At 66.9% G+C, this 22,240-nt stretch carries 20 protein-coding genes and 1 pseudogene; 4 read left to right on the top strand and 17 right to left on the bottom strand.

Features of this window, described 5'->3' with window-relative positions:
• Window positions 1-34: 34 nt before the first annotated feature.
• Window positions 35-1,516, top strand: a complete 1,482-nt coding sequence (locus tag F2Q65_RS00465; protein WP_170265422.1) for a TRIC cation channel family protein — start codon at window positions 35-37, stop codon at window positions 1,514-1,516.
• 155 nt (window positions 1,517-1,671) lie between these two features.
• On the opposite strand, the gene metK is transcribed toward F2Q65_RS00465, so the two are convergent.
• The 5 genes from metK to F2Q65_RS00440 form a co-directional block, all read right to left on the bottom strand.
• Window positions 1,672-2,838 (bottom strand): methionine adenosyltransferase, encoded by a 1,167-nt coding sequence (gene metK, locus F2Q65_RS00460; RefSeq protein ID WP_150089303.1) that lies wholly within the window; start codon window positions 2,836-2,838, stop codon window positions 1,672-1,674.
• Between the two features lie 76 nt (window positions 2,839-2,914).
• A complete protein-coding gene (locus F2Q65_RS00455) occupies window positions 2,915-3,757 on the bottom strand; it encodes an SAM-dependent methyltransferase (RefSeq protein ID WP_150089301.1) in 843 nt (280 codons plus the stop codon).
• Window positions 3,754-4,566: a glycine/sarcosine N-methyltransferase gene (locus tag F2Q65_RS00450; protein WP_386114094.1), complete on the bottom strand. Its 813-nt coding sequence runs from the start codon at window positions 4,564-4,566 to the stop codon at window positions 3,754-3,756. The genes F2Q65_RS00455 and F2Q65_RS00450 overlap by 4 nt, the downstream gene beginning before the upstream one ends.
• A gap of 367 nt (window positions 4,567-4,933) precedes the next feature.
• Entirely contained in the window at window positions 4,934-5,512 is a 579-nt protein-coding gene (locus F2Q65_RS00445; RefSeq protein WP_150089298.1) for a DNA-deoxyinosine glycosylase, read from the bottom strand.
• Window positions 5,509-6,180 (bottom strand): sulfotransferase family 2 domain-containing protein, encoded by a 672-nt coding sequence (locus F2Q65_RS00440; protein WP_150089296.1) that lies wholly within the window; start codon window positions 6,178-6,180, stop codon window positions 5,509-5,511. The genes F2Q65_RS00445 and F2Q65_RS00440 overlap by 4 nt, the downstream gene beginning before the upstream one ends.
• Window positions 6,181-6,309: 129 nt before the next feature.
• Here F2Q65_RS00440 and icd point away from each other — a divergent pair.
• Window positions 6,310-7,566, top strand: a pseudogene (icd, locus tag F2Q65_RS00435) (NADP-dependent isocitrate dehydrogenase).
• Window positions 7,567-7,799: 233 nt separating this feature from the next.
• Here icd and cspD read toward each other — a convergent pair.
• Complete coding sequence (gene cspD / locus F2Q65_RS00430) at window positions 7,800-8,006, bottom strand: cold shock domain-containing protein CspD (RefSeq protein WP_150089294.1); 207 nt, start codon at window positions 8,004-8,006, stop codon at window positions 7,800-7,802.
• Window positions 8,007-8,453: 447 nt separating this feature from the next.
• Here cspD and clpS point away from each other — a divergent pair, with 447 nt between their 5' ends.
• Both clpS and clpA read left to right on the top strand, forming a co-directional pair.
• Window positions 8,454-8,777, top strand: a complete 324-nt coding sequence (gene clpS, locus F2Q65_RS00425) for an ATP-dependent Clp protease adapter ClpS (protein ID WP_150089292.1) — start codon at window positions 8,454-8,456, stop codon at window positions 8,775-8,777.
• Window positions 8,778-8,853: 76 nt separating this feature from the next.
• Window positions 8,854-11,118, top strand: a complete 2,265-nt coding sequence (clpA, locus tag F2Q65_RS00420) for an ATP-dependent Clp protease ATP-binding subunit ClpA (RefSeq protein ID WP_150089290.1) — start codon at window positions 8,854-8,856, stop codon at window positions 11,116-11,118.
• A gap of 61 nt (window positions 11,119-11,179) precedes the next feature.
• Here clpA and infA read toward each other — a convergent pair whose 3' ends face one another.
• From infA to F2Q65_RS00365, 11 genes are all read right to left on the bottom strand, one after another.
• Window positions 11,180-11,398 carry a translation initiation factor IF-1 gene (infA, locus tag F2Q65_RS00415; protein ID WP_150089288.1) on the bottom strand — a complete coding sequence of 73 codons (219 nt, stop codon included), beginning with the start codon at window positions 11,396-11,398 and terminating at the stop codon, window positions 11,180-11,182.
• A 109-nt stretch (window positions 11,399-11,507) separates the two neighbouring features.
• Window positions 11,508-12,257 (bottom strand): arginyltransferase, encoded by a 750-nt coding sequence (locus F2Q65_RS00410; RefSeq protein WP_150089286.1) that lies wholly within the window; start codon window positions 12,255-12,257, stop codon window positions 11,508-11,510.
• Window positions 12,247-12,954 (bottom strand): leucyl/phenylalanyl-tRNA--protein transferase, encoded by a 708-nt coding sequence (aat, locus tag F2Q65_RS00405; RefSeq protein WP_150089284.1) that lies wholly within the window; start codon window positions 12,952-12,954, stop codon window positions 12,247-12,249. The genes F2Q65_RS00410 and aat overlap by 11 nt, the downstream gene beginning before the upstream one ends.
• Window positions 12,955-13,001: 47 nt before the next feature.
• Entirely contained in the window at window positions 13,002-14,222 is a 1,221-nt protein-coding gene (locus tag F2Q65_RS00400) for a GNAT family N-acetyltransferase (RefSeq protein ID WP_150089282.1), read from the bottom strand.
• 84 nt (window positions 14,223-14,306) lie between these two features.
• Complete coding sequence (locus tag F2Q65_RS00395; protein WP_150089280.1) at window positions 14,307-14,621, bottom strand: hypothetical protein; 315 nt, start codon at window positions 14,619-14,621, stop codon at window positions 14,307-14,309.
• Between the two features lie 71 nt (window positions 14,622-14,692).
• Complete coding sequence (gene trxB, locus F2Q65_RS00390; protein ID WP_150089278.1) at window positions 14,693-15,658, bottom strand: thioredoxin-disulfide reductase; 966 nt, start codon at window positions 15,656-15,658, stop codon at window positions 14,693-14,695.
• A 163-nt stretch (window positions 15,659-15,821) separates the two neighbouring features.
• Entirely contained in the window at window positions 15,822-16,952 is a 1,131-nt protein-coding gene (locus tag F2Q65_RS00385; RefSeq protein WP_150089276.1) for a phosphotransferase enzyme family protein, read from the bottom strand.
• Complete coding sequence (locus F2Q65_RS00380) at window positions 16,949-17,491, bottom strand: HD domain-containing protein (protein ID WP_150089274.1); 543 nt, start codon at window positions 17,489-17,491, stop codon at window positions 16,949-16,951. Before F2Q65_RS00380 ends, F2Q65_RS00385 begins: the two co-directional genes overlap by 4 nt.
• An 86-nt stretch (window positions 17,492-17,577) precedes the next feature.
• Window positions 17,578-18,906: an amino-acid N-acetyltransferase gene (gene argA / locus F2Q65_RS00375; protein WP_150089272.1), complete on the bottom strand. Its 1,329-nt coding sequence runs from the start codon at window positions 18,904-18,906 to the stop codon at window positions 17,578-17,580.
• An 81-nt stretch (window positions 18,907-18,987) separates the two neighbouring features.
• Window positions 18,988-20,409, bottom strand: coding sequence for a sigma-54-dependent transcriptional regulator (locus F2Q65_RS00370; protein WP_150089270.1), 1,422 nt, complete (start codon window positions 20,407-20,409; stop codon window positions 18,988-18,990).
• Window positions 20,406-22,118 (bottom strand): sensor histidine kinase, encoded by a 1,713-nt coding sequence (locus F2Q65_RS00365; protein ID WP_150089268.1) that lies wholly within the window; start codon window positions 22,116-22,118, stop codon window positions 20,406-20,408. The genes F2Q65_RS00370 and F2Q65_RS00365 overlap by 4 nt, the downstream gene beginning before the upstream one ends.
• Window positions 22,119-22,240: the final 122 nt, after the last annotated feature.

Genomic DNA, 22,240 nt, shown 5'->3' with positions numbered 1-22,240 from the left:
GGGGCTGGTCCGAAGGCGGTGCGGGGCGCTGCTGATGACGCTGCTGCTGCTGTTGGGGGCCGCCGTGCCGGCGGTGCTGGCCGAGGACCGCAACCTGCGGGTCGCCTGGTCCGATCAGGTGCCCTATCAGTACCTGGATCAGTCCGACAAGCGGGATGCGCCAACAGGGATCGATCTGGAGGTGATGCGCGAGGCCGCCCGGCGGGCCGGACTGACGATGACCTTTCGCTATCATCCGTTCGGGGAATCACTGGATCTGTTGGCCCGGGGTGACATCGACGCCGTGGTCGGCGCCTATGATTCGGCCGAGCGGCGCGCCTTCACGGAGGTGTCAGTGCCCTACCGGCTGGGGCTGGACCGGATCTTCGCGCCGCCGGACCTGCTGCTTGAACAGACGGGCTCACTGGCGGACGTTGTGGCGCAGTTTCGCCAACAGCGGCTGCGGCTGGCGGTGGTGGCGGATTTCGACTGGGGAGAAGCGGGCAGGGCGGCCATCGACGCACTGCGTGCGGACGGGCTGGTGGTGGACACCGACAGCCTGCCCCAGAGCATCTCCATGGTACTGGGCGGCCGCGCAGATGCGTTCGTCGGTGATCAACTGAGCGGCCTGGCGCTGTTGTCGATCTGGAATGCGCCGCAGATCGCCGCGTTGCCCGTGGTGGTGCAGGAGCGGGGCATCCATATCCTGTTCGCCCGCGACCGGTTGCCGGCCTGGAAGATCCAACGCTTCGACGCCGCGTTGCAGGATATGCTGGATGACGGCACCGTCGACAGGATCCTGCAGCGCTTCACCAACCCCCTGGCGATCGACGCGGTCTTTCATGGCCGGACGGTGGAGCTTTTGTTCATCATCGGCATCATCGCCTTCTCCATCTCCGGCATCGTCATCGCCCGGCAGGGCAACTATTCCATCTTCGGCGCCTTCGTGCTGGCGTCACTGCCGGCGCTGGGTGGCGGCGTGTTGCGGGATGTCCTGCTGCTGCGCAAGCTGTTCTTCTTCGAGTCGCCGGAGATGATCTACACCTGTCTGGTCACCATCCTGATGGGGTATCTGTTCAACCGCTTCCTGCGGGCGGTGCGCGGGCGTGCGCTGTGGTTCTTCGACCTGGTGAACTTCTTCGTCCGCCTGCGCCGACGCATGAACCCGAGGCTGGCGCTGGAGTTCTTCGATGCCATTGGCCTGGCGCTGTTCACCGTGGTGGCCATCTCCATCACAGCGGAGGAGGGCCTGGCGCCGCTGTGGTTCTGGGGCCCGCTAATCGGGGCGCTGACCGCCACCGGCGGCGCCATCATGCGCGACATGATCCGCAGCGAGGCGCACAATCCGATCCTGCATACCAGCTTCTACGGCGAGACCGCATTTCTCTGGGGGATGTTGCTCGCGGTGTTTCTGCAGTTCGCCGGCCCCTATGCCTCAACCGATCAGATCCTGGTGGCGGTGATCGTCTGTGTGCTGGGCATCGTGCTGACCCGGATGAGCTTCGTGCTGTTTCGCATTCCTACGCCAAGATACTAGGGTGGGGCGAATACTTAATGTGGATGGCTTCGGCATAGGTCTCGATGCACACACCCATCGACGGCGCCGACATGCGCCTGGGCGCCTATCTCTGCGAGACCATGTAGCGGGCGCGGCCTGCCCGGGGGGCGGGCAGACCGCGGGGTGAGGCGGGCTCAGAGGCCGGCGTCCTGGCGCAGGGCGTCGGCGCGGTCGGTCCGCTCCCAGGTGAACTCAGGCTCGTCGCGACCGAAATGGCCGTTCGCCGCGGTGGCGCGGTAGATCGGACGCAGCAGATCGAGCATCTGGATGATGCCCTTGGGCCGCAGATCGAAGTGTTCGCGGATCAGTGCCTCGATGCGCGTCTCGTCGATCTTGGCGGTGCCGAAAGTATCGACGTGGATGGACACCGGCTGGGCGATGCCGATGGCGTAGGCCACCTGCACCTCGCAGGTGTCCGCCAGCCCGGCGGCGACCACGTTCTTGGCCACGTAGCGCGCGGCATAGGCGGCGGAGCGGTCGACCTTGCTCGGGTCCTTGCCGGAGAAGGCGCCGCCGCCGTGACGGCCGACGCCGCCGTAGGTGTCGACGATGATCTTGCGCCCCGTCAGGCCGCAGTCGCCCACCGGCCCGCCGATGACGAAACGCCCGGTGGGGTTGATGAAGAAGCGGGCGTCCGGGGCCAGCATCGCCTGTGGGATCACCGGCTTGATGATGGTCTCCATCACCGCCTCCTGCAGGGCCGCGTAGCCGATCTCCTCGGCGTGCTGGGTGGACAGCACCACTGCCTCGATGGCCTTGGGCGCGCCGTCCTCGTAGCGCACCGACACCTGGGACTTCACGTCCGGGCGCAACCAGTCCAGTTCACCGGACTTGCGCACCGTGGCCTGCCGCTTGGTGAGCTGGTGGGCCAGCTGGATCGGCATCGGCATCAGCGCTTCGGTCTCGTTGGTGGCGTAGCCGTACATCAGGCCCTGGTCGCCGGCGCCCTGATCCAGGTCGATGCCACTGCCCTCGTCGACGCCCTGGGCGATGTCCGGCGACTGTTTGTCCAGCGCCAGCAGCACCGCGCAGGCGTTGCCGTCGAAGCCCATCTTGCCGTCGTTGTAGCCGATGTCGCAGATGGTGTCGCGCACGATCTGGGTGTAGTCGACATTGGCGCGGGTGGTGATCTCGCCGGACACCACCGCCAGGCCGGTATTCACCAGCGTCTCGCAGGCGACGCGGGAGTGGGGATCCTGGGTCAGCAGGGCGTCGAGGATGGCGTCGGAGACGTTGTCGGCCACCTTGTCCGGATGGCCTTCGCCGACGGATTCCGACGAGACCAGATAGCTTCTTGCCATGGGGCGATTCTCCTTGTGTTGGGGGTGAAAGCGGAGGGATGAACGGGGTAGATAGGCTCGGCCGGAACGACGCTGCTCAGTCGGCCGGCTTGCGGAAATGCAGGATGCCCCAGCACAGCCAGCCGTTGTTGCCGGCGCTGACCCAGTGCTGCAGGCCGGCTAGCATGCGCTCGATGTAGGTGTCCGAGACCAGCCCCCGAAGCCGCTCGCGGTTCTGCTGCAGCTCGTCGTGAACACGGCTGTAGTGGGTGATGAGCTGGTCGGTGTGCTCGATGAAGTCCAGCTCGCGCAGACCCTGTTTCGCCGCCTGCTGCCGATAGAAGGCCGGCGAGCCGAGGGTGCTGAGGTGGATGCGATCGAGCACCGGTTGCAGCACGTCCGCCGGGCAGTCGTCGGCCTGCATCGGGTCGGTGAAGACCAGCTCACCGCCGGGGCGCAACACCCGGGCGGCCTCGGCGATGACCCGGTCGCGATGACCGCTGTGCAGGATGGCGTCCTGGGACCAGACCAGATCGAAGCTGGCGTCGGCGGCGGGGACCGCCTCGAAGCTGCCTTCGACGACATCGATGCGCTCCGCCAGACCCTGCTCGCGGTTCATCTGCCGGTTGCGCGCGTTTTCCGCCTCGCTGAGGTTCAGCGCGGTGACCTGGCAGCCGAAGCGCCGGGCCAGATGGCGTGCTGCGCCGCCGTAGCCGGCGCCCATGTCCAGCACCCGGCTGTGCGGGCCCAGGCCGTTCGCCAGGGACGCCATGCGCTCGACGGTGCGGCGGCTGGCGTCGCGGATGGCCTCGTCCGGCGTCTGGTAGAGGCCGATGTGGATGTCCTCGCCGCCCCAGACACGGAAATAGAAATTGTCCGCATCTTGGCTGTTGTAATAGGCGCGCGCGGTCTCCACCGCGGGAGAGTAAGCCGTACTCATTCCTCCTCACCTCCGTCGACATAGCGCTTTTCCGCAACGTGGATGAAGAAGTCGGGTTCCTCGTCGCGATAGGTCTGCTGGAAGTCGCCGTAGGTGGTGACGCGCTGGAAGCCAACCTCGCGCAGCAGCCGCTGCACATAGCGCTTGCGCAACGGGAACATGTTCAGGTGGAACACCTGTTCGCCCGGGAACTCGTAGCGGAAGCGGGCCAGGCTGTCGTCGACGTGCTCCGGCGTCGCGCGCACGTTGTCGCCGCAGTAGTAGTAGTCGTGGCTGGGCTCCACCTTGTGATCGAGCAGGGCGTCGTAATTGCGCTGGTCCAGGATGAGGATGCCGTCGTGGCGCAGGGTGGCGTAGAACTCCGCCAGGGCCTTGCGGCGGTCGTTTTCATCGTGCAGATGGGTGAAGGAGTTGCCCAGACAGATCACCGCGTCGTAATAGTCGTGGATGTCGCGGTTGAGCCAGCGCCAGTCGGCCTGGGCGGTGCGCAACAGGTGATCGCGTTTGCGGGCGTTTTCGAACGCCTTGGCCAGCATGTTCGGGCTGCCGTCGGCACTGGTGACATCGAACCCAGCGCGCAGCAGGCGCACCGAATGGAAGCCGGTGCCGGTGGCGACATCCAGCACCTTTTTCGCGCCGTGCTCTTTCAGGGTGCGGATGAAGAAATCCCCTTCCGATTCTGCGCGTCCGTCCCAGTCGATGAGCTGGTCCCAGAGTTCGACGAAGGAGTGGACATACTCCGCTTTGTAGGCGTTGGTGTCGCGGACCGCCAGCGGATCCTGGCCGTAGTCCTGCTCGTTTGTGCTCATTTGCATGTGCTGCCTCCTGAAGTCGCTGGAAGCGCTGCCCGGAACCGGCTGTTCCGTCCGGGCGCGCAAAGACCCCTCGCGGCTCCGCGTCTGGCGGACGTGCCGACGCATGCGCGGCGATGTCCGTGCATCGTTTGTGACGTTCTGGCGACGCCTTGGTTGTCCGTCTCCGTTGGCTGCCTGATGCAGGCCATCCCGGCCGTTAACGGGGCGGGGAGGGCGGACGCGACTGCGCGGAGCGCATCGAGGTGGCGTCAGCGATGACGCCTGATTGACAGTTGATTCAACTGATGGGAAGGCCCGTCGGGCCAGTGATTGAGCGCGAACAGTATAACAAGATCCCGGGGGTCGATGACACCCGGCGGGTTCATTCGGCCCGGCGTGCTCCGCAATCCGGCCCCGGTTGGGGCCGCAGCCAGGGATCCAGCGCGCGCCAGGCGTCCAGCTTGGCAGCGAACGACAGGCCCGCATGGGCCGGGCTGGTGGAGGGCAGGCGCAGACGCTGCACAGCGTCCAGGCGCTCAGCCAGCCCCGGCAGCACGCGGCGGCGAAATTCGCGCTCGGCGGTGGCGCCGTTGAAGGCGATGCAGCCAATCCCGGGGCAGCGCTCGAACAGGGCCGCGAAGTCGTTGACCTGAACACTGTCGGCGCGGATGTCGCTGTCCAGACTGCCCGGGCGCACGCAGCTTGCGATGACATCCCACAGCGCGATGCCGTTGTCCGTCAGCCCACGCGCCCGCCGGGCGTAGTCGGCATCGGCGGGCAGCGCGAGCAGGGCGGTCATGATGGGCCAGAAGGCGTTGCGCGGGTGGCCGTAATACTGTGCCAGACGCAGCGACGCCTCGCCGGGCATGGAACCCAGGATCAGCAGTTGCGGCCGTGGGCCCAGGATGGGTGGAAAGGCCTTGCGGGCACTGGGCTGATGCGGTCGGGTGTCGCCGCTCAACGCGCCGGCTCGGGATCGAAGCTGTAGCCCAGCAGCTCGATGTCGCGGGCAAAGTGGTGGGCCACCAGGTCGTGGGTGGTTTCGTCGTAGTAGGCGCGGTAGTCCCGGGTGCGATCGGTGGCGCGGCGGCGATGGGGCAGGGCGATGCCGGACAGGCCGATGCGCGCGCAGGCGGCGGCGAAGTCCGTTTCCAGCTGCTCGTAGCGGCCGATGAAGTCAACCACGATGTTGCCGTGCAGATCCACCAGGTAGTCGGTCTGCAGTTCGATGGAGGTATCCAGGTGGTACTGGTACGGGCGCTGCGGATCCAGCTTCCAGCGCAGGAAATCGCCGAAGTTGTCGTGACCGCCCAGGTACTGAGGGCGCTCCCGGCGGATGTGGTGAAACGAGCTCACCTGCAGGTCCCAGGGGTTGCGCACGAAGGCAAATTTGAACAGCCCGTCGAAGACCTCCCGCGGCAGCAGTTCCTTGGCCGCCACCACCTTGGCATGGCGCGGCAGCTTGGTGGCCAGCCGATGGCCGCTGAGGTGGCTGAAGCGGCTGCACAGGAACATGGGCCAGTACCAGGGATCACGCCAGCGCAGCGGCGCCAGGGCGGCGCGCACGCTGGTGCCGCCGGTCTTGGCGATGTGCACGAACAGGAAGCGGTAGCGGGGCGACAGCAGCATGGCTGCGATATTGTATACCCATCGCGGCCGGGCGTTCGCGATTTGCCGGGATCAGCCGTCGATCAGGCCCCGCGGAGTGGTACCATGCGGTACTGCCTTTCCATCCCGCGAACTTCGAGGTGAACCGCCATGGGTTTCCAGCATATTCAGATTCCGAGCGACGGCGAGAAGATCAGCGTCAATCCGGATCACAGCCTGAACGTCCCCGACCGGCCGATCGTGCCCTACATCGAGGGGGACGGCATCGGGGTCGACATCACGCCGGTGCTGAAGGACGTGCTGGATGCCGCCGTGCAGAAGGCCTATGGCGGCAAGCGCGGCATCGCCTGGATGGAGATCTATGCCGGCGAGAAGTCCACCCGCGTCTACGGCGGCGACGTCTGGTTGCCGGACGAGACGTTGCAGGCGGTGAAGGACTTCGTGGTCTCCATCAAGGGGCCGCTGACGACGCCGGTGGGCGGCGGCATTCGCTCGCTCAATGTCACGCTGCGCCAGCAGCTCGACCTCTATGTCTGCCTGCGCCCGGTGCGCTATTTCGCCGGGACGCCGAGCCCGCTGCGCGAGCCCGAGCACACCGACATGGTGATCTTCCGGGAGAATTCCGAAGACATCTACGCCGGCATCGAATGGCAGAGCGGCAGCGCGGAGGCGAAGAGGGTCATCGATTTCCTGCAGCAGGAGATGGGCGTGACCAAGATCCGCTTCCCGGAGACCTCCGGCATCGGCGTCAAGCCGGTCTCCAGCGATGGCACCAAGCGCCTGGTGCGCAAGGCCATCCAGTACGCCATCGACAACGATCGCCCGTCCGTGACCCTGGTGCACAAGGGCAACATCATGAAGTTCACCGAGGGGGCCTTCAAGGAGTGGGGCTATGAGCTCGCCCGCGAGGAGTTCGGCGCCGTGGAGATCGGCGGTGGCCCCTGGTGAAGTTTCAAGAACCCGAAGACCGGCACCGAGATCACCGTGAAGGACGTCATTGCCGACGCCTTCCTGCAGCAGATCCTGCTGCGGCCGAAGGAGTACGACGTCATCGCTACGCTCAATCTCAACGGCGATTACATCTCCGACGCCCTGGCGGCCCAGGTGGGCGGCATCGGCATGGCCCCCGGCGCCAACCTGTCGGACACCGTGGCCATGTTCGAGGCCACCCACGGCACCGCGCCCAAGTATGCCGGCAAGGACATGGTGAACCCCAGCTCGCTGTTGCTGTCAGGCGAGATGATGCTGCGCCACATGGGCTGGACCGAGGCCGCCGACCTGATCATCAAGGGCATCGAGGGCGCCATTTCCGCCAAGACGGTCACCTACGACCTGGAGCGCCTGATGGACGGCGCCACCAAGTTGAGCTGTTCGGAATTCGGGCAGGCCGTCATCCAGCGGATGTAGTCGGGCGCACGGGGCTGGCGGTTCGACTGCGCATGTTTCTCCGAGCAGGGCGGCTCTTTGCAGGTATTCGGGTTGCACGACCCGCGGATATCCTGAAGTCGAGAAGACACTGATGCACAAGCACAGGTCTCATCGTCTGAGCCGCAAAGCGCGCAGAGCAGGCTGCGATACCGCCGGTCTGTCTCTGCGTGCTCCGTATCTGCGGTTAATCGAGTCCCGGTCGCCGACCGGGGTCAGAGCGCTCGCTGCACCCGCGCCGCGTGCAGCCCCTTGGGCCCCTGGGTGACCTCGAACGCCACCTTCTGCCCCTCTTTCAGCGTCTTGTAGCCGTCCATCTCGATCGATGAGAAGTGGACGAAGACGTCTTCCTCGCGATCATCGGGCTTGACGAAGCCATATCCCTTGGCGTTGTTGAACCATTTCACGGTACCGGTTGTCATTGCATACTCCTCCTGGACAACGGCATTGGCGCGCCCATGGCCGCCCAGCGGTTGTCGTTCCTCTAGATGGTCGTCTCGTGATTGCCGGCCGGTCTTTGCGACTCTTTTGCCGGTCCTTGGGAAATGCCGAGGGGATGCTGATCGTTGGCCCTGGCTGGAATCAGGGAGGCCAGCGAATCAGCGTCACCTGCGCGCTTGGTGCCGGGGTCCCGCCCCGCAGCCCCAAGTATAGTGTTCGAAGTTTCCTGGTCAATCCGAATCCGAAGGTCGCCGTGGTCTGCCAGGGGCTCGCGCCGGCCGTAGACGAACGCCGACAGGGGCTGTATTTTTGGGCTTGCAACCCCAAACACTTGGCTAGGGGCGAGACGCGATACCGGCGCACAACACCAGCACATGACCCGAGCGCAACCCCAGGCGCCACCGACACAGACCGACGAGCGATTTGCCATGAGTGAGTGGAACCCCAGCGAAGACCAGGATTCCGGCCTGGCCCTGCAGGAATCCAGACCCCAGCTCAAACGCCCGCCCTTGTACAAGGTGCTTCTGGTCAACGACGACTTCACGCCGATGGAGTTCGTCGTGCATGTGCTGGAGGCCTTCTTCCGCATGAGCCGCGAGAAGGCGACCCAGGTCATGCTGCAGGTCCACACCCGCGGGGTTGGGGTCTGTGGTGTCTACACCCGCGACATCGCCGAGACCAAGGTGGCCCAGGTCAACGATTTCAGCCGCGAGAACCACCACCCGTTGCTCTGCACGATGGAGGAGGCATGAGCGCCGGCCAGGCCGTCGCCACGCCCCGTCGCGCCCGAACCGTATTCGAACAACCTCATTGTCCGGGGTCCAGCACATGTTGAGTAAAGAGCTCGAATTCACCCTGAATCAGGCCTTCAAGGAGGCGCGCGACAAACGCCACGAATACATGACGGTCGAGCACTTGCTGCTGTGCCTGATCGACAACCCTGCCGCGGCCAAGGTGCTGCGCGCCTGCGGCGCCGATGCCGACCGGTTGCGCTCGGATGTGGCCGGCTTCATCGAGGAGACCACGCCACTGATTGCCGAGGGGGAGCCGCGCGAGACACAGCCGACGTTGGGTTTCCAGCGGGTGCTGCAGCGGGCGGTGTTCCACGTGCAGTCCGCAGGGCGCAAGGAGGTGACCGGCGCCAATGTGCTGGTGGCGCTGTTCAGCGAGCAGGACAGCCAGGCGGTGTTCCTGCTGAACCAGCAGGACGTGACCCGCCTGGACGTGGTCAACTTCATCTCCCACGGCATCTCCAAGGTGCCCGGCGAGGACCAGGAGGAAGAACTGCAGGGCGAGCCCGAAGAGACCGCCGGCGGTGAGCGGGAGGCTGCCAGCGCGCTGGAGTCATTCTCGACCAACCTCAACGAGATCGCCCGCCAGGGGCGCATCGACCCGCTCATCGGTCGCGCCGCGGAGGTGGAGCGCACGGCGCAGATCCTGTGCCGGCGGCGCAAGAACAACCCCCTGCTGGTGGGAGAGGCCGGCGTCGGCAAGACCGCCATCGCCGAGGGGCTGGCAAAGAAGATCGTCGACGGCGAGGTGCCCGAAGTACTGGCGGACGCCGTGGTCTACGCCCTGGACCTGGGCTCCCTGGTGGCCGGCACCAAGTACCGGGGCGACTTCGAGAAGCGCCTCAAGGCGGTGCTGGCGGAACTCAAGCGCAAGCCCCATGCCATTTTGTTCATCGACGAGATCCACACCATCATTGGTGCCGGGGCCGCTTCCGGCGGTGTCATGGATGCCTCCAACCTGATCAAGCCAGTGCTCGCATCCGGCGACCTGCGCTGCATCGGCTCCACCACCTACCAGGAGTTCCGCGGCATCTTCGAAAAGGACCGTGCCCTGGCCCGGCGCTTCCAGAAGATCGATGTCAACGAGCCCTCGGTGGAGGAGACCATCGAGATCCTGCGGGGGCTGAAGAAACGGTTCGAGGAGCACCACCAGGTCAGCTACACCGTGCCGGCCCTGCGGGCGGCGGCGGAACTGTCGGCCAAGTACATCAACGACCGCCACCTGCCGGACAAGGCCATCGACGTCATCGACGAGGCCGGCGCCAATGTGCAGCTGAAACCGGCCGCCAAGCGCAAGAAGCGCATCGACGTGGGCGACGTGGAGACCATCGTGGCGAAGATGGCACGCATCCCGCCTAAGAAGGTGTCCATGTCGGATACCGAGTCGCTGCGCCACCTGGACCGGGACCTGAAGATGGTGGTGTACGGCCAGGATGCCGCCATCGATGCCCTGACCGCCGCCATCCGCATGAACCGCTCCGGCCTGGGCAACGAGGAAAAGCCCATCGGCTCCTTCCTGTTCACTGGCCCCACCGGCGTCGGCAAGACCGAGGTCACCCGTCAGCTGGCGCGGATCCTGAGCATGGAACTGATCCGCTTCGACATGTCGGAGTACATGGAGCGTCACACCGTGTCGCGGCTCATCGGCGCGCCGCCGGGCTATGTGGGCTTCGACCAGGGCGGGCTGCTGACCGAGCAGATCACCAAGCACCCGCACGCGGTGTTGCTGCTGGACGAGATCGAAAAGGCCCACCCGGATGTGTTCAACCTGCTGCTGCAGGTCATGGACCACGGCACGCTGACGGACAACAACGGGCGCAAGGCCGACTTCCGCAATGTGGTGCTGGTGATGACCACCAATGCCGGCGCGGAGGAGACCAGTCGCCGGTCAATCGGCTTTACCGAGCAGGACCATTCCACCGATGCGCTGGAGGCGCTGAAGCGCTACTTCACGCCCGAGTTCCGCAACCGGCTGGATGCCGTGGTGCAGTTCGGCTCGCTGGCCGAGACCACCATCGCGAGTGTGGTGGACAAGTTCATCTTCGAGCTGGAGCAGCAGCTCGCGGACAAGAAGGTGGCGCTGGTGGTGGAGCCGGATGCCAAGGCCTGGATCGCGGAGAAGGGTTATGACCCGAAGATGGGCGCGCGACCCATGGCCCGTGTGATCCAGAATCACATCAAGAAGCCATTGGCCAACGAGCTGTTGTTTGGCGACCTCGTGGGCGGCGGCAAGGTGACGGTCACGCTCGGCAAGGATGACGAGCTGGCGTTTCGCTTCGACCGGGAAAAGGCGGTGGCCTGATGGGGGGCTGACGTCAGCCCGAATTGACTCTGAAGCCTTGTGCTGAGGCCGCCGGTCGGCCTCAGCGCACCCGGTAGGTGATGCGGCCCTTGGTCAGGTCGTAGGGGGTGAGTTCAACCGTGACCTTGTCACCGGTGAGGATGCGAATGTAGTGCTTGCGCATCTTGCCGGAGATATGGGCGGTGACCACGTGGCCGTTCTCAAGCTCCACGCGGAACATGGTGTTCGGCAGGGTCTCTGTGACCGTGCCCTCCATCTGGATGACGTCTTCTTTTGCCATGGATCGGATTGCCGGGGAAACTGATGAGGGGTTGGATTGAAAACACTGCATTATAGCACAGCAGACGACTGACGCGGGACCAGATCTCCGGCGACCAGCGCTCCGGCGATTAGCGCCCCAGCGGCTGGCCTGGTCCGAAGCGGCGCCAGGCCTGGCCGTCCCAGGCCTCGATGGGTCGGAAGCCTTCCTTGTAGGCCATCTTGCGACTGTCGCTGATCCAGTACCCCAGATAGAGATAGTCCAGCCCCGCCTGCCGGGCGATGCGGATCTGGTTCAGCACCGAGTAGATGCCGAGCCCGCGGTCCTGCAGTGTCGGTTCGAAGAAGGTGTAGACCGCGGACAGTCCATCGTGGAAGACATCCGTCACCGCCACCCCCACCAGCGCATCCTGTTGCCACAGTTCGATGAATCGCGTCTCGCCACCCCAAGGGGCGAGCAGGAAGCGGGTGTAGGTGTCGATGCCAAGATCATCGGCCATGTCGCCGTCGCCATGGCGGGCGCGCATGTAGCGTTCGTACAGCCGGTAGTGCGCCAGCTGGAATTCCGCGGGCCGGCTGACGACCTGAAGCGCCTGCTCGTTGCGCCTGGCATTGCGCCGCTGTGACCGGTTGGGCTGGAACGCGGCGACGGGAAGCCGCACCGGCACGCAGCGCTGGCAACCGCGGCAGGCCGGGCGGTAGAAATGGCGTCCGCTGCGGCGGAAGCCGATCTGCTGCAGCCAGCCGGCCCGGGCACCGTCGATGTGGGCGAGGGGGTCGACGAACAGGGTGCGAGCCTTGCGCTGATCGATGTACGAACAGTCGTGCTCGCCGGTGAGATAGAGTTGCAGGTCCCCCCGCCGGATACGGTCACGCTGCATGGTCGTCCTCCGCATCCCAGGAACCGGTGGTGGTGGGGCGGTCGCACAGCAGGTGCAGTCGCTCCATGAACTGCTCACGCGGTAGCTGCCGCGCCCCCATGCGCACGAGGTGGCCGCTCAGCACCTGGCAGTCGATCAGTTCGAAACCCCGCTCCGCCAGTTGTCGGCACAGATGCACCAGGGCCACCTTGGAGGCATTGTCCACCCGACTGAACATCGACTCGCCGAAGAAGACGCCACCCATGGCCACACCGTAGAGACCGCCCACCAGGTCACCCTGCTGCCAGACCTCCACCGAATGGGCGATGCCGTGCACATGCAACGCGCGGTAGGCGGCAATCATCTCCGGCATCAGCCAGGTGCCGCCGCCGGCGTCGCGGGGCTGGGCGCAGGCGTTGATGACGGCGGGAAAATCCCGGTCCATGGTCAGGTGAAAGGGCTGCTTGCGCAGCACCTTGCGCAGACTGCGCGAGATACGGACCTCCGCCGGAATGAGCACCGTGCGCGGATCCGGCGACCACCACAGAATGGGGTCGCCGGGCCCGTACCAGGGGAAGATGCCCTGACGATACGCCGCCCGCAGGCGGTCGACGCCGAGGTCGCCGCCGATGGCCAGCAAACCGTCGGGCTCGCGCATCGCCTCGCTGACGTCCGGGAAGGTCCCGCTGGGATCGTTCGGCGCCAGCAGATAGGGCATGGTCCTGTTACGGCGGATCACGACGGGTCGGCCAGTTGGGTTCGGGTTCAGTTCGGGTTCGAGTTCACGAGCGGTTGTGGCGCATGCACCGGCGCCGGGTTGCGCGTCGGGGGCCGGGCCCCGTCGTCATGCACCTGGCGATAGGGGCTGCGTAGATGCAGCTCGGCGATGTGCTCTTCCATGGCTTCGGTCTCATGTTCGAGGAACTTGCCCACCGGTGTGCGCAGGTCGGCATCGGCGATCCAGTGGGTCGACCAGGTGGGCGTGGGCAGGAAGCCGCGCGCGATCTTGTGCTCGCCCTGGGCGCCGGGCTCGAACCGCTGAAGTCCCTGCTCGATGCATGCCTCCAGGCCCTGGTAGTAGCAGGCCTCGAAGTGCAGGCTGTGAAAGTCCCGCCAGCATCCCCAGTGGCGCCCGTACAGGCTCCGGCTTCCCATCAGGCAGAAGGCGGCAGCGACGATGCGCCCGCGGTGCTCCGCCAGTACCAGCAACAGCTGCTTGCCCATGGTGGTGGCGAGTTCCTGGAAGAAGCCCAGGCTCAGGGTGGGAATGCCACCGCGCTTGTCGAAGGTGGCCTCGTAGAGTTGATGAAACACCGCCCATTCCGCCTCGGTGACCCGGTCGCCGCGGATACGGCGCAGATGCACACCGGCCTCCGCCACGCGGCGGCGCTCGCGCTTGATCTTCTTGCGCTTGTCGGCGGAAAAGGCCGCCAGCAGGTCATCGAAATCGGCATAGCCCTGGTTGTGCCAGTGGAACTGGCAGCCCAGCCGGGGCATGAATCCCGCCTGCTGCATCCAGGCCGTTTCGTCTTCGTCGGTGAACAGCCAGTGCAGACCGGAGACCTGCAGTTGCTCCGCCAGCTGGACGGAACCCCGGATGAGCGCCTCGGCGAATTCCTGGCGCCGGGTGGCGTCGGCGGTCAGGATGCGCCGCCCGGTGGCCGGCGTGTAGGGCGAGGCGATGACCAGCTTCGGATAGTAGCGGCGGCCGGCGCGGTGCCAGGCATCCGCCCAGGCCCAGTCGAAGACGAATTCGCCGTAGGAATTGAACTTCAGATAGCAGGGCGCAGCAGCCAGCAGGCGATCCTGCTCGTCGCGCAGGGCCAGGTGGCGGGGGATCCAGCCGAAACGTTCGCCGACGCAGTCGTGCCGCTCCAATGCGGCAAGGAACTCGTGGCGCATGAACGGCAGGTCGTCACCGACCAGTGCATTCCAGTCGGCTACCGCGATCTGGTCTATTGCGGAGTGGGTGGTGAGTCGAAACATCGGGCCCTCGGGATTCGCCATGGCGTCAGCCGCAAAGGATGGGGGCGCCGACGCAGTGGCGGAAGGGCTCGCCCCGTCCGGCGATCAGAGCGGCCAGAAGCGCATGAGCTGCACGCCGAAGGCGACGGCGCAGACCAGGTTGGCGGCGCCGGCCTTGATGAGCCGGGCACCGCGCTCGCCACCGAGGAGGCGACGAGCACCGACCCACAGGGCAGCCAGGTTGAGCAGCAGGCCGAACTCCGCGATGGCCAGCAGTGTCAGCAAGGGCAGCAGGGTGCCGCCCGTGCCGTCACCGGACAGGTCAGCGGGCGAATCTGCAGATTGCCCGCCGAAGATCAGCGCGGCCAGCAGCGGCAGCGACAACCCGACGGCAATGAGCGGGAAGTTGTTGCGATTCATCACCGTCACCTGCGCTGCAGAACGACCGCTCGTACGGCCGCTCCGGGCCAGCCTTCAGCCCGGGCATCCGGTCATGCGCCGCTCAGCGCCAGGGCATCCAGGTACTTTTCCGCATCCAGCGCGGCCATGCAGCCGGTGCCGGCGGAGGTGATGGCCTGGCGGTAGACGTGGTCCATGACGTCGCCGGCGGCGAACACGCCCGGCACCGAGGTCGCCGTGGCATTGCCGTCGGTACCGCTGTGGACCTTGATGTAACCGCCGGCCATGTCCAGCTGACCGTCGAAGATCTGCGTGTTTGGCTTGTGGCCGATGGCGATGAAGACGCCCTGCAGGTCGATCTCCTCGGTGCTGCCGTCCTGCACGTGACGGATGCGCATGCCGGTGACCCCGCTGGCGTCGCCCAGCACCTCGTCCAGTACATGGTTCCAGGCCAGGCGGACATTGCCGTGTTCGGCCTTCTCGAACAGTTGCTGCTGCAGGATCTTCTCGGCGCGCAGGGCATCGCGGCGATGCACCAGGACGACCTCGGAGGCGATGTTGGACAGGTAGAGCGCCTCCTCGACGGCGGTGTTGCCGCCGCCGATGACCGCCACCTTCTGGTTGCGGTAGAAGAAGCCGTCGCAGGTGGCGCAGGCGGAGACCCCGCGACCCTTGAACTGCTGCTCCGATTCCAGGCCCAGGTACTGGGCGCTGGCGCCGGTGGCGATGATCAGCGCGTCGCAGGTGTAGACGGCGCTGTCGCCGGTCAGGGTGAAGGGCCGGGCGCCGAGGTCGACGGTGTGGATGTGGTCGAACAGCATCTCGGTCTCGAAGCGCTCCGCATGACGGCGCATGCGCTCCATCAGGTCTGGCCCGAGCACGCCGTCCGGATCTCCGGGCCAGTTGTCCACGTCGGTGGTGGTCATGAGCTGTCCGCCCTGCTCGAGGCCGGTGACCAGCACGGGCTTCAGGTTGGCCCGCGCCGCGTAGACCGCGGCGGCATAGCCCGCGGGCCCGGAACCAAGGATCAGCAGCCGGCAGTGTTTGGTGTCAGTCATGTTCCGCTCCAGTTGGTTTGACGACGCCGCAGGATGCCCCTGTCCGCGGGCCGATGGCGGGCGGCGGGGCGTGCGGGCGTGGAAGTCGATGGCCGAAATGGTACGTTGCGCAGGCCCATGGGTAAAGCAGGCCGCACGGCGAGCCGCTGTCGCCGGTTACCGCTCAGATGCCGACCGTCGTCGGCGCGAACGCGCGTTGCACGATGTCCCGAAGGGCCGGCGCCTTGCGTTCGATGTCCGCCACCAGCGCGAACTGGCGCTCCGCCCTGACCCGGTTCTCGCCGGCCGCGCTGACCTTGAAATACCGGTCGCCCTGCAGGTGGTCGGTGAGGAAGCGGATGCACAGTTCGAACGGGATCAGTTGCACCGCCGCCGGCAGCAGCGCCTGCTCCTCGGCGCTGAGCAGGCCCGGGGTCTCCGCGGCGTAGGCGTTGAGGATCGCCTCGCACAGCGCCAGGTCGAAGCTGGCCGACGCTTGCTCGCCGGCCTGTTCTCCGGCCCGGTTGCAGCAGGAGCGCAGACAATCGCCAAGGTCGTGGTGGAGCAGACCGGGCTGGACGGTATCGAGGTCGATCAGGCACAGCACGCGGTCGGTATCCGGTGCGAACAGCAGGTTGTCGAGCTTGGGGTCGCCATGGACGATGCGTTCCTGCGTGATGCCGGCTGCCAGCGCCTGCTCCAGCACCCCGGCCAACGGGCGGCGGGCATCGATGAACTGCAGCAGCGGGGCGATGGTGGCGTCCGACGGAGCGTCCACTGGGCCATTGGACGCAGCGGCACCCGCCAGCAACGCATCCAGCCGCGCCAGGTAGCTGGTGGTGCAGTGGAACGCCGGCAGGGCCAAGGCGAAGCTTGCGGGATCCAGCGGCGCCAGCAGGCGATGAAAGCGTCCCAGGGCGCGGCCGATCGCTGCCGCCTGGCGAGGCGTCTCCAGCGCCCGTAGCACCCGGCTTGGCCGGATGAACTCCAGCAGGCGCCAGAGGTGGCCGTGGTCGTCGCGGAGCCAGTCCTCGCCCGCCGGGGTCCGGATCAGGGCGGGCACCCGCACCCCGCATTCCGGGTGGGCCCGTGCCCGGGCCTGCAGGCGCACCAGATTGGCCATCACGGCCTCCGGCGCTGGAAAGACGCGGGGATTGAGGCATTGCAGCACGAAGCTGTCCTGGCCCTGGTCGACCCGGTAGGTCCGGTTGATGAGTCCGGCGCCCAGGGGGGCGATGGCAAGGTCGTCGGTGGCGCCGAGAAAGCGGCGGGCGATGGCCCGTGCGGTGAGGGCCGGAGTCGATCCGACCTTCACTCCAGCTCCCCCTGGCGGGAGAGCAGGTGATCGAACAAGGCCTCAAGGCGCGGATGGGTGCCGCGGACGCCGTCCACCACGCGGGCGGCCCAGTGAAAGTAGGCCTGCTTGCGTTCCAGCGACCAGTCGTGGGGGGGCGAGTCCAGCAGGTCGCGCAGGTTGCAGATCTTGTCGGCCAGTTTCACCAGCTTGGCCTCGGGTGACAGCTTGGGTGCGTGTTCGATCTGGCGTTGTTTGCGCACCTGTTTGTGCAACGCCTTGTCGTCGGTGACCTCGAGCACGACGGCGGTGACCGAGGCACCGAAGATAGCGGTCAGCTCCGCTGCGGTGGTTTCGGTGTCTTCGATGGTGTCGTGCAGCACGGCTGCGCAGACCACGGTGGCATCATGAATGCCGCCCTGGTTCACCAGCAGATCGGCGACGGCGATGGGGTGGTTGATGTAGGGCGATGCCTCGGCGTCCTTGCGCCGCTGGGCGCGGTGCTTGTCGGCGGCGAAGGCGACGGCGGCGAGAACGGGGCCTAAGGGTAGGGGTTCCATCGATGGGTATCCTTCATCGGGACTCGGCAGGTCTTTGGTGGTGTGAGCTGGCGCATATGTCGGGCCTCGGTTTGGCGCTGCTCGGATCAGCCCTGGCCAAGGGGCTTGATGTAGACCTGGGAATTGCGCTTGAGATTGTACAGTCGCTGTTTGCCGAGGGGCAGGTCGTTCAGGCCCGCGGGTTTGAAGCCCCGCTCGCGGAACCAGTGGGCGGTCTGGGTGGTGAGCACGAAGATGCGCTGCAGGCCCCGTTCGCGGGCCAGGGACTCCATGCGCGCCAGCAGCCGGTCGCCGCGGCCGTGTTGCCGGTAGTCCGGATGCACGGCCAGGCAGGCCAGTTCGGCCATGCGCTCGTCCGGGAAGCAGAACAGTGCCGCGCAGGAGATGATGGTGCCGTCGCGTTCGGTGACCTGGAACCGGTCGATGGTGGTCTCCAGGTGCTCCCGGGGCCGGGGCACCAGGGCACCGCATTGTTCCAGCGGGCGGAGCAGTTCGTGGATACCCGGGATGTCGTCGATGCGGGCCGGTCGCAGTTCCTCGAAGGGGCGGTCGGAGATCAGGGTGCCGGCGCCGTCGCGGGTGAACAGTTCCCGCAGCAGGGCGCCGTCATCCCGCCGGCCGATCAGGTGCACGCGGCGGATGCCGCCGCGACAGGCGTCGGCGCCGGCACGCAGGGCCTGGGCGAGGTCTTCTCCGGGCCGGGGTTCGCCGTCGAGCAGGGCGTCGACGTCGCCGGCGAGGAGGTTGGACAGCAGCTGGCCATCGCGATCGGTGACGCCGGCGGCCTCTGTCAGGTAGATCAGCTTGTCGGCGCCGAGCGCGATGGCTGCGGCGCGCGCGATGTCGGCGGCGCTGAGGTTGAACACCTCGCCGGTGGGGGAGTAGCCGATGGGCGGCATCAGGGCCACGGCGCCGTTGTCGAGGCGCTGGCGCAGGGACTGGCGATCGATGCGGCGCACGGTGCCGGTGTGCTGGTAGTCGATGCCGTCGAGGACGCCGAGGGGCCGGGCGGTAACGAAGTTGCCCGAGGCCACGGGGATGCGCACCCCCGCCATCGGCGAGTTGGCCAGGCCCATGGACAGCAGCGCCTCGATCTCGACACGGGCACTGCCGGCGGCGTCTTTCACGCATTCCAGTGCCGCATCGTCGGTGACGCGGATGCCGTTGACGTAGCGCATCTCGGCGCCGCGGGCGGCGAGCCGTTGCTCGATCTGCGGCCGCGCGCCGTGCACCAGCACCAGCCGGATGCCCAGGCCGTGCAGCAGGGCGATGTCGTGGATCAGCGTGGGCAGGCTGTTGTCGGCCAGGGCCTCGCCGCCGAAGGCGATGACGAAGGTGCGCCCACGGTGGGCGTGGATATAGGGCGTGCACTGGCGAAACCAGTCGACGAAGGCGTCGGAAGTCGGCGTGGGCATCGGCGTCGGGACTCCGCGGGACAGGATGACGGGATTCAGGCGAGTTTCAATGGGGTTGGTGTCGGCGGCCCGCGTAGGGGGTCATGGCTCGGGGCGGTCCAGACCCAGTTTGCTCAGGCGATAGCGCAGCGAGCGCACCGTCATGCCCAGTCGCTTCGCCGCCGCCGTGCGATTCCAGCGGGTGGCGTCCAGGGCCCTGAGGATGGCCTGTTTCTCGATCTCCCCCAGGGCGTCTTCCAGCGGCTGTTCGGCCAGGGCCCTGAGCGCCGGATCCGGCGGGGTTGCCGCTGGCGCCGCCGCATCCGGGGTCGTCGAATCAGGCGTGATCGCCTCCGCGGCGGCGGTCGTGTCTGCGGCAGGCGCCGCCGGCAGGCCCAGGTCATCGGGCTGCAGCACCGGTCTGTCGCACAGGGCCGTGGCGCGCTCCAGGATGTTTTCCAACTCGCGGACGTTGCCCGGGAACGGGTAGCCCTGCAGGGCGGCGAGGGCCTCCGGCGACAATGTCCGGGGTGCCGGGCCGGCGCCGCTGTCGGCACTGATGCGCCCGAGCACATGCCGCGCCAGGATGGGGATGTCTTCCGGCCGTTCGCGCAGTGGCGGCAGGTCGAGCTGGATCACGTTGATCCGGTAGTACAGGTCCTCGCGGAAGGTGCCCCGCTCCACCTCGGCCTTCAGGTCGCAATGGCTGGCGCTGATGATGCGCGCGTCCGCCGGCACCTCGCGCTCCGAGCCGATGGGCCGCACGTGCTTCTGCTGCACCGCGCGCAGCAGTTTCACCTGCATCAGCAGGGGCAGGTCGGCGATCTCGTCCAGGAACAGGGTGCCGCCGTGGGCGGCCTGGAACAGGCCCGGCTTGTCCGACACGGCGCCGGTGAAGCTGCCCTTGCGATGGCCGAAAAGCTCGCTTTCCACCAGGTCCGCCGGGATGGCGCCGCAGTTGATGGCGACGAAGGGGCGCCCGGCGCGGGGGCCCTGGTCGTGGATCTGGCGCGCGGCCAGTTCCTTGCCGGTGCCGCTCTCGCCGTTGATGAATACCGGCGCCTGGCTGCGTGCAAGCCGGCTGATCAGGCGTCGGATCTCCTGCATCTGCGCGGAACATCCCAGCAGGCCGCTGTCATCGTCGGGTTCGCCGACCACCCGCAGCCGCAGGGCCGAGGCGATCAGATCCCGCAGCACCTGCAGGTCAAGCGGCTTGGACAGGAAGTCGAAGGCGCCGGCCTTCATGGCGGCGACGGCGGTGTCCATGCTGCCGTAGGCGGTGAGCATGGCCACCGGCGTGGCGGGGTAGCGCTCGGTGATCAGGCGCACCAGATCGGTGCCGTCGCCGTCCGGCAGCCGCATGTCGGTCAGACACAGGGCGAAGGGCTGCTGTTCGAGCAGCCGCGCCGCAGTGGCCAGATCGCCGGCGCTGCGGACCTTCACGTCCATACGGGCGCAGGTGATGCCGACGAGCTCGCGGATATCCGCCTCGTCGTCGACGATCAGCACCGTTGCCTGACTCATGCGGTTGTCTCGCCCCCCATGACTGTGGATTGCGGCCCGAAGGTCAGGCGAAAACAGCCGCCGGGGCCGGCCTGCTCAGTATACTCCAGCTGCAGCCCGTTGGACTCCGCCAGCTCGCGCGCGGTGTAGAGCCCGAGGCCGGTGCCGCTGCCGGAGGTGGTGAAGAACGGCTCGAAGAGATGCTCCAGGTGCGCCTGCGCAATGCCCGGTCCGCTGTCCGTCACCGACAGCACCACCCGGTCGCTGCGCGGGTCACGCGCCACATGCAGCACCACCCGCGGCAACTGGCCATCGCGGGCGCCGTGTTTGAAGGCGTTGTCGCACAGATTGCGCAGGATCTGGCTCAGGTGGTGGGGATCGGCCCGGACGCGGTGGGGGCCGCCGTCGATCTCCACCCGCAGCCGCTCGCCCGCGGCCTGGTTGGTCTCGCTGTATTCGTCCCTCAGCTCGGCAAGCCAGGGCTCGAGGTCCAGCGTCTGCATGTCGGGTTCGCGGCGTCGGGACAGTTGCAGCACGCTGGAGACGATGTCGTCGATGCGCCGGGTGTTGCGCTGCAGGATGTCCAGCAGATGCCGGTCCTCATCGTTGAGCGTGGCGGCCTCGCCGAGCAGCTGGCCGGCATGGGCGACCGACGACAGCGGGTTGCGGATGTTGTGGGCGATGCTGGCGGTCAGGTGGCCCAGGGCGGCCAGTTTCATGTCCCGCGCCTGCCGCAGCAGCTCGCGGTTGTCTCGCAGGGTGATCAGTGCGCCGTCGCGCCGCCGCTCGCTGATCAGGTGCAGGGTAGGGCGGATGACGGCATCGCCCACGGTGACCACCGGCTCTTTTGCCGTCGGCTCTGGCGGGATTGGCACCTGTTGTTCCGACGCTTGCCGGTCTGATGCCTGCCGGTTCGGCGCTTGCTGGATCGGCGTTTGCTGGTGCAATGCCTCCGGGCAGGCGCTGGCTTCGGCGAGTGCGCGCTCGAACCAGTCCTGCAGCGCCGGCACCAGTTCGAACAGGGCATCGCCGGCGCGGGCGTGGGGCACCTGCAGCAACTCGCGCGCGGCGCTGTTGGCGAGCCGCCGCCGGCGTTCGCCGTCGATCACCAGCACACCGACGGACATTCGCTGGATGATGTACTCGTTGAGCTTGGACAGGTCCGCCAGATCCACCTTGCGCCGCGCGGCCAGGCGCTCGCTCTCGCGCAGCCGCTTGGTGAGCACATGGGCGAGCAGGGCGACGGCGAAATAAGTCAGCCCCAGCAGCCCCGCCTGGGTGTAGCCGCCGATGTCCGCCGCGCCGGTGCGGTGGGCATAGATCTGCTGCGCCATGATGCCCAGGGTGGCCAGGGACGCGAACAGCAACGACAGCCGGCCTTCCATCAGGATGGCCCCGGCCACCACGGCAATGGCCGGCAGCACACCGAGACCGCTGCTGACGCCCCCGCTGAGGTGCATCAGCACCGTGTAGACCAGGATGTCCAGAAAGACCGCGATCTGCACCTGCTGCTGGCGGCCGGGCCAGTCCAGCAGGATCGCCAGACCGCCGAGCAGGATCAGGCCGCCCTGGATGCCCAGCGTGATGCGCACCGCCAGCGGTTGTGCGCCGCCGGAGAACCAGGGAGCAGTCACCTGAAGCGACACCATCAGCACCAGCAGCGCCAGCAGGATCAGTCGGTACAGGAACAGCCAGGTCAGGGCCGGCCTGCCGGAAAAATGGTCCTGCACGCTGTGCCCCCGATGATCGGATCGGCGATCGGATCGGTCTGTTTTTGCTGTCGCTGTCACGGGATCTTGCTACCCTTACTGCACGAGCAGACAGAATAGACGCAAGTCAGCAGGGTGGACCA

Source organism: Thiohalocapsa marina, from assembly GCF_008632335.1.
Taxonomy (GTDB): domain Bacteria; phylum Pseudomonadota; class Gammaproteobacteria; order Chromatiales; family Chromatiaceae; genus Thiohalocapsa; species Thiohalocapsa marina.
Note: the sequence above shows the minus strand (reverse complement) of the source record. Positions and strands in the feature narration are given on the sequence as shown.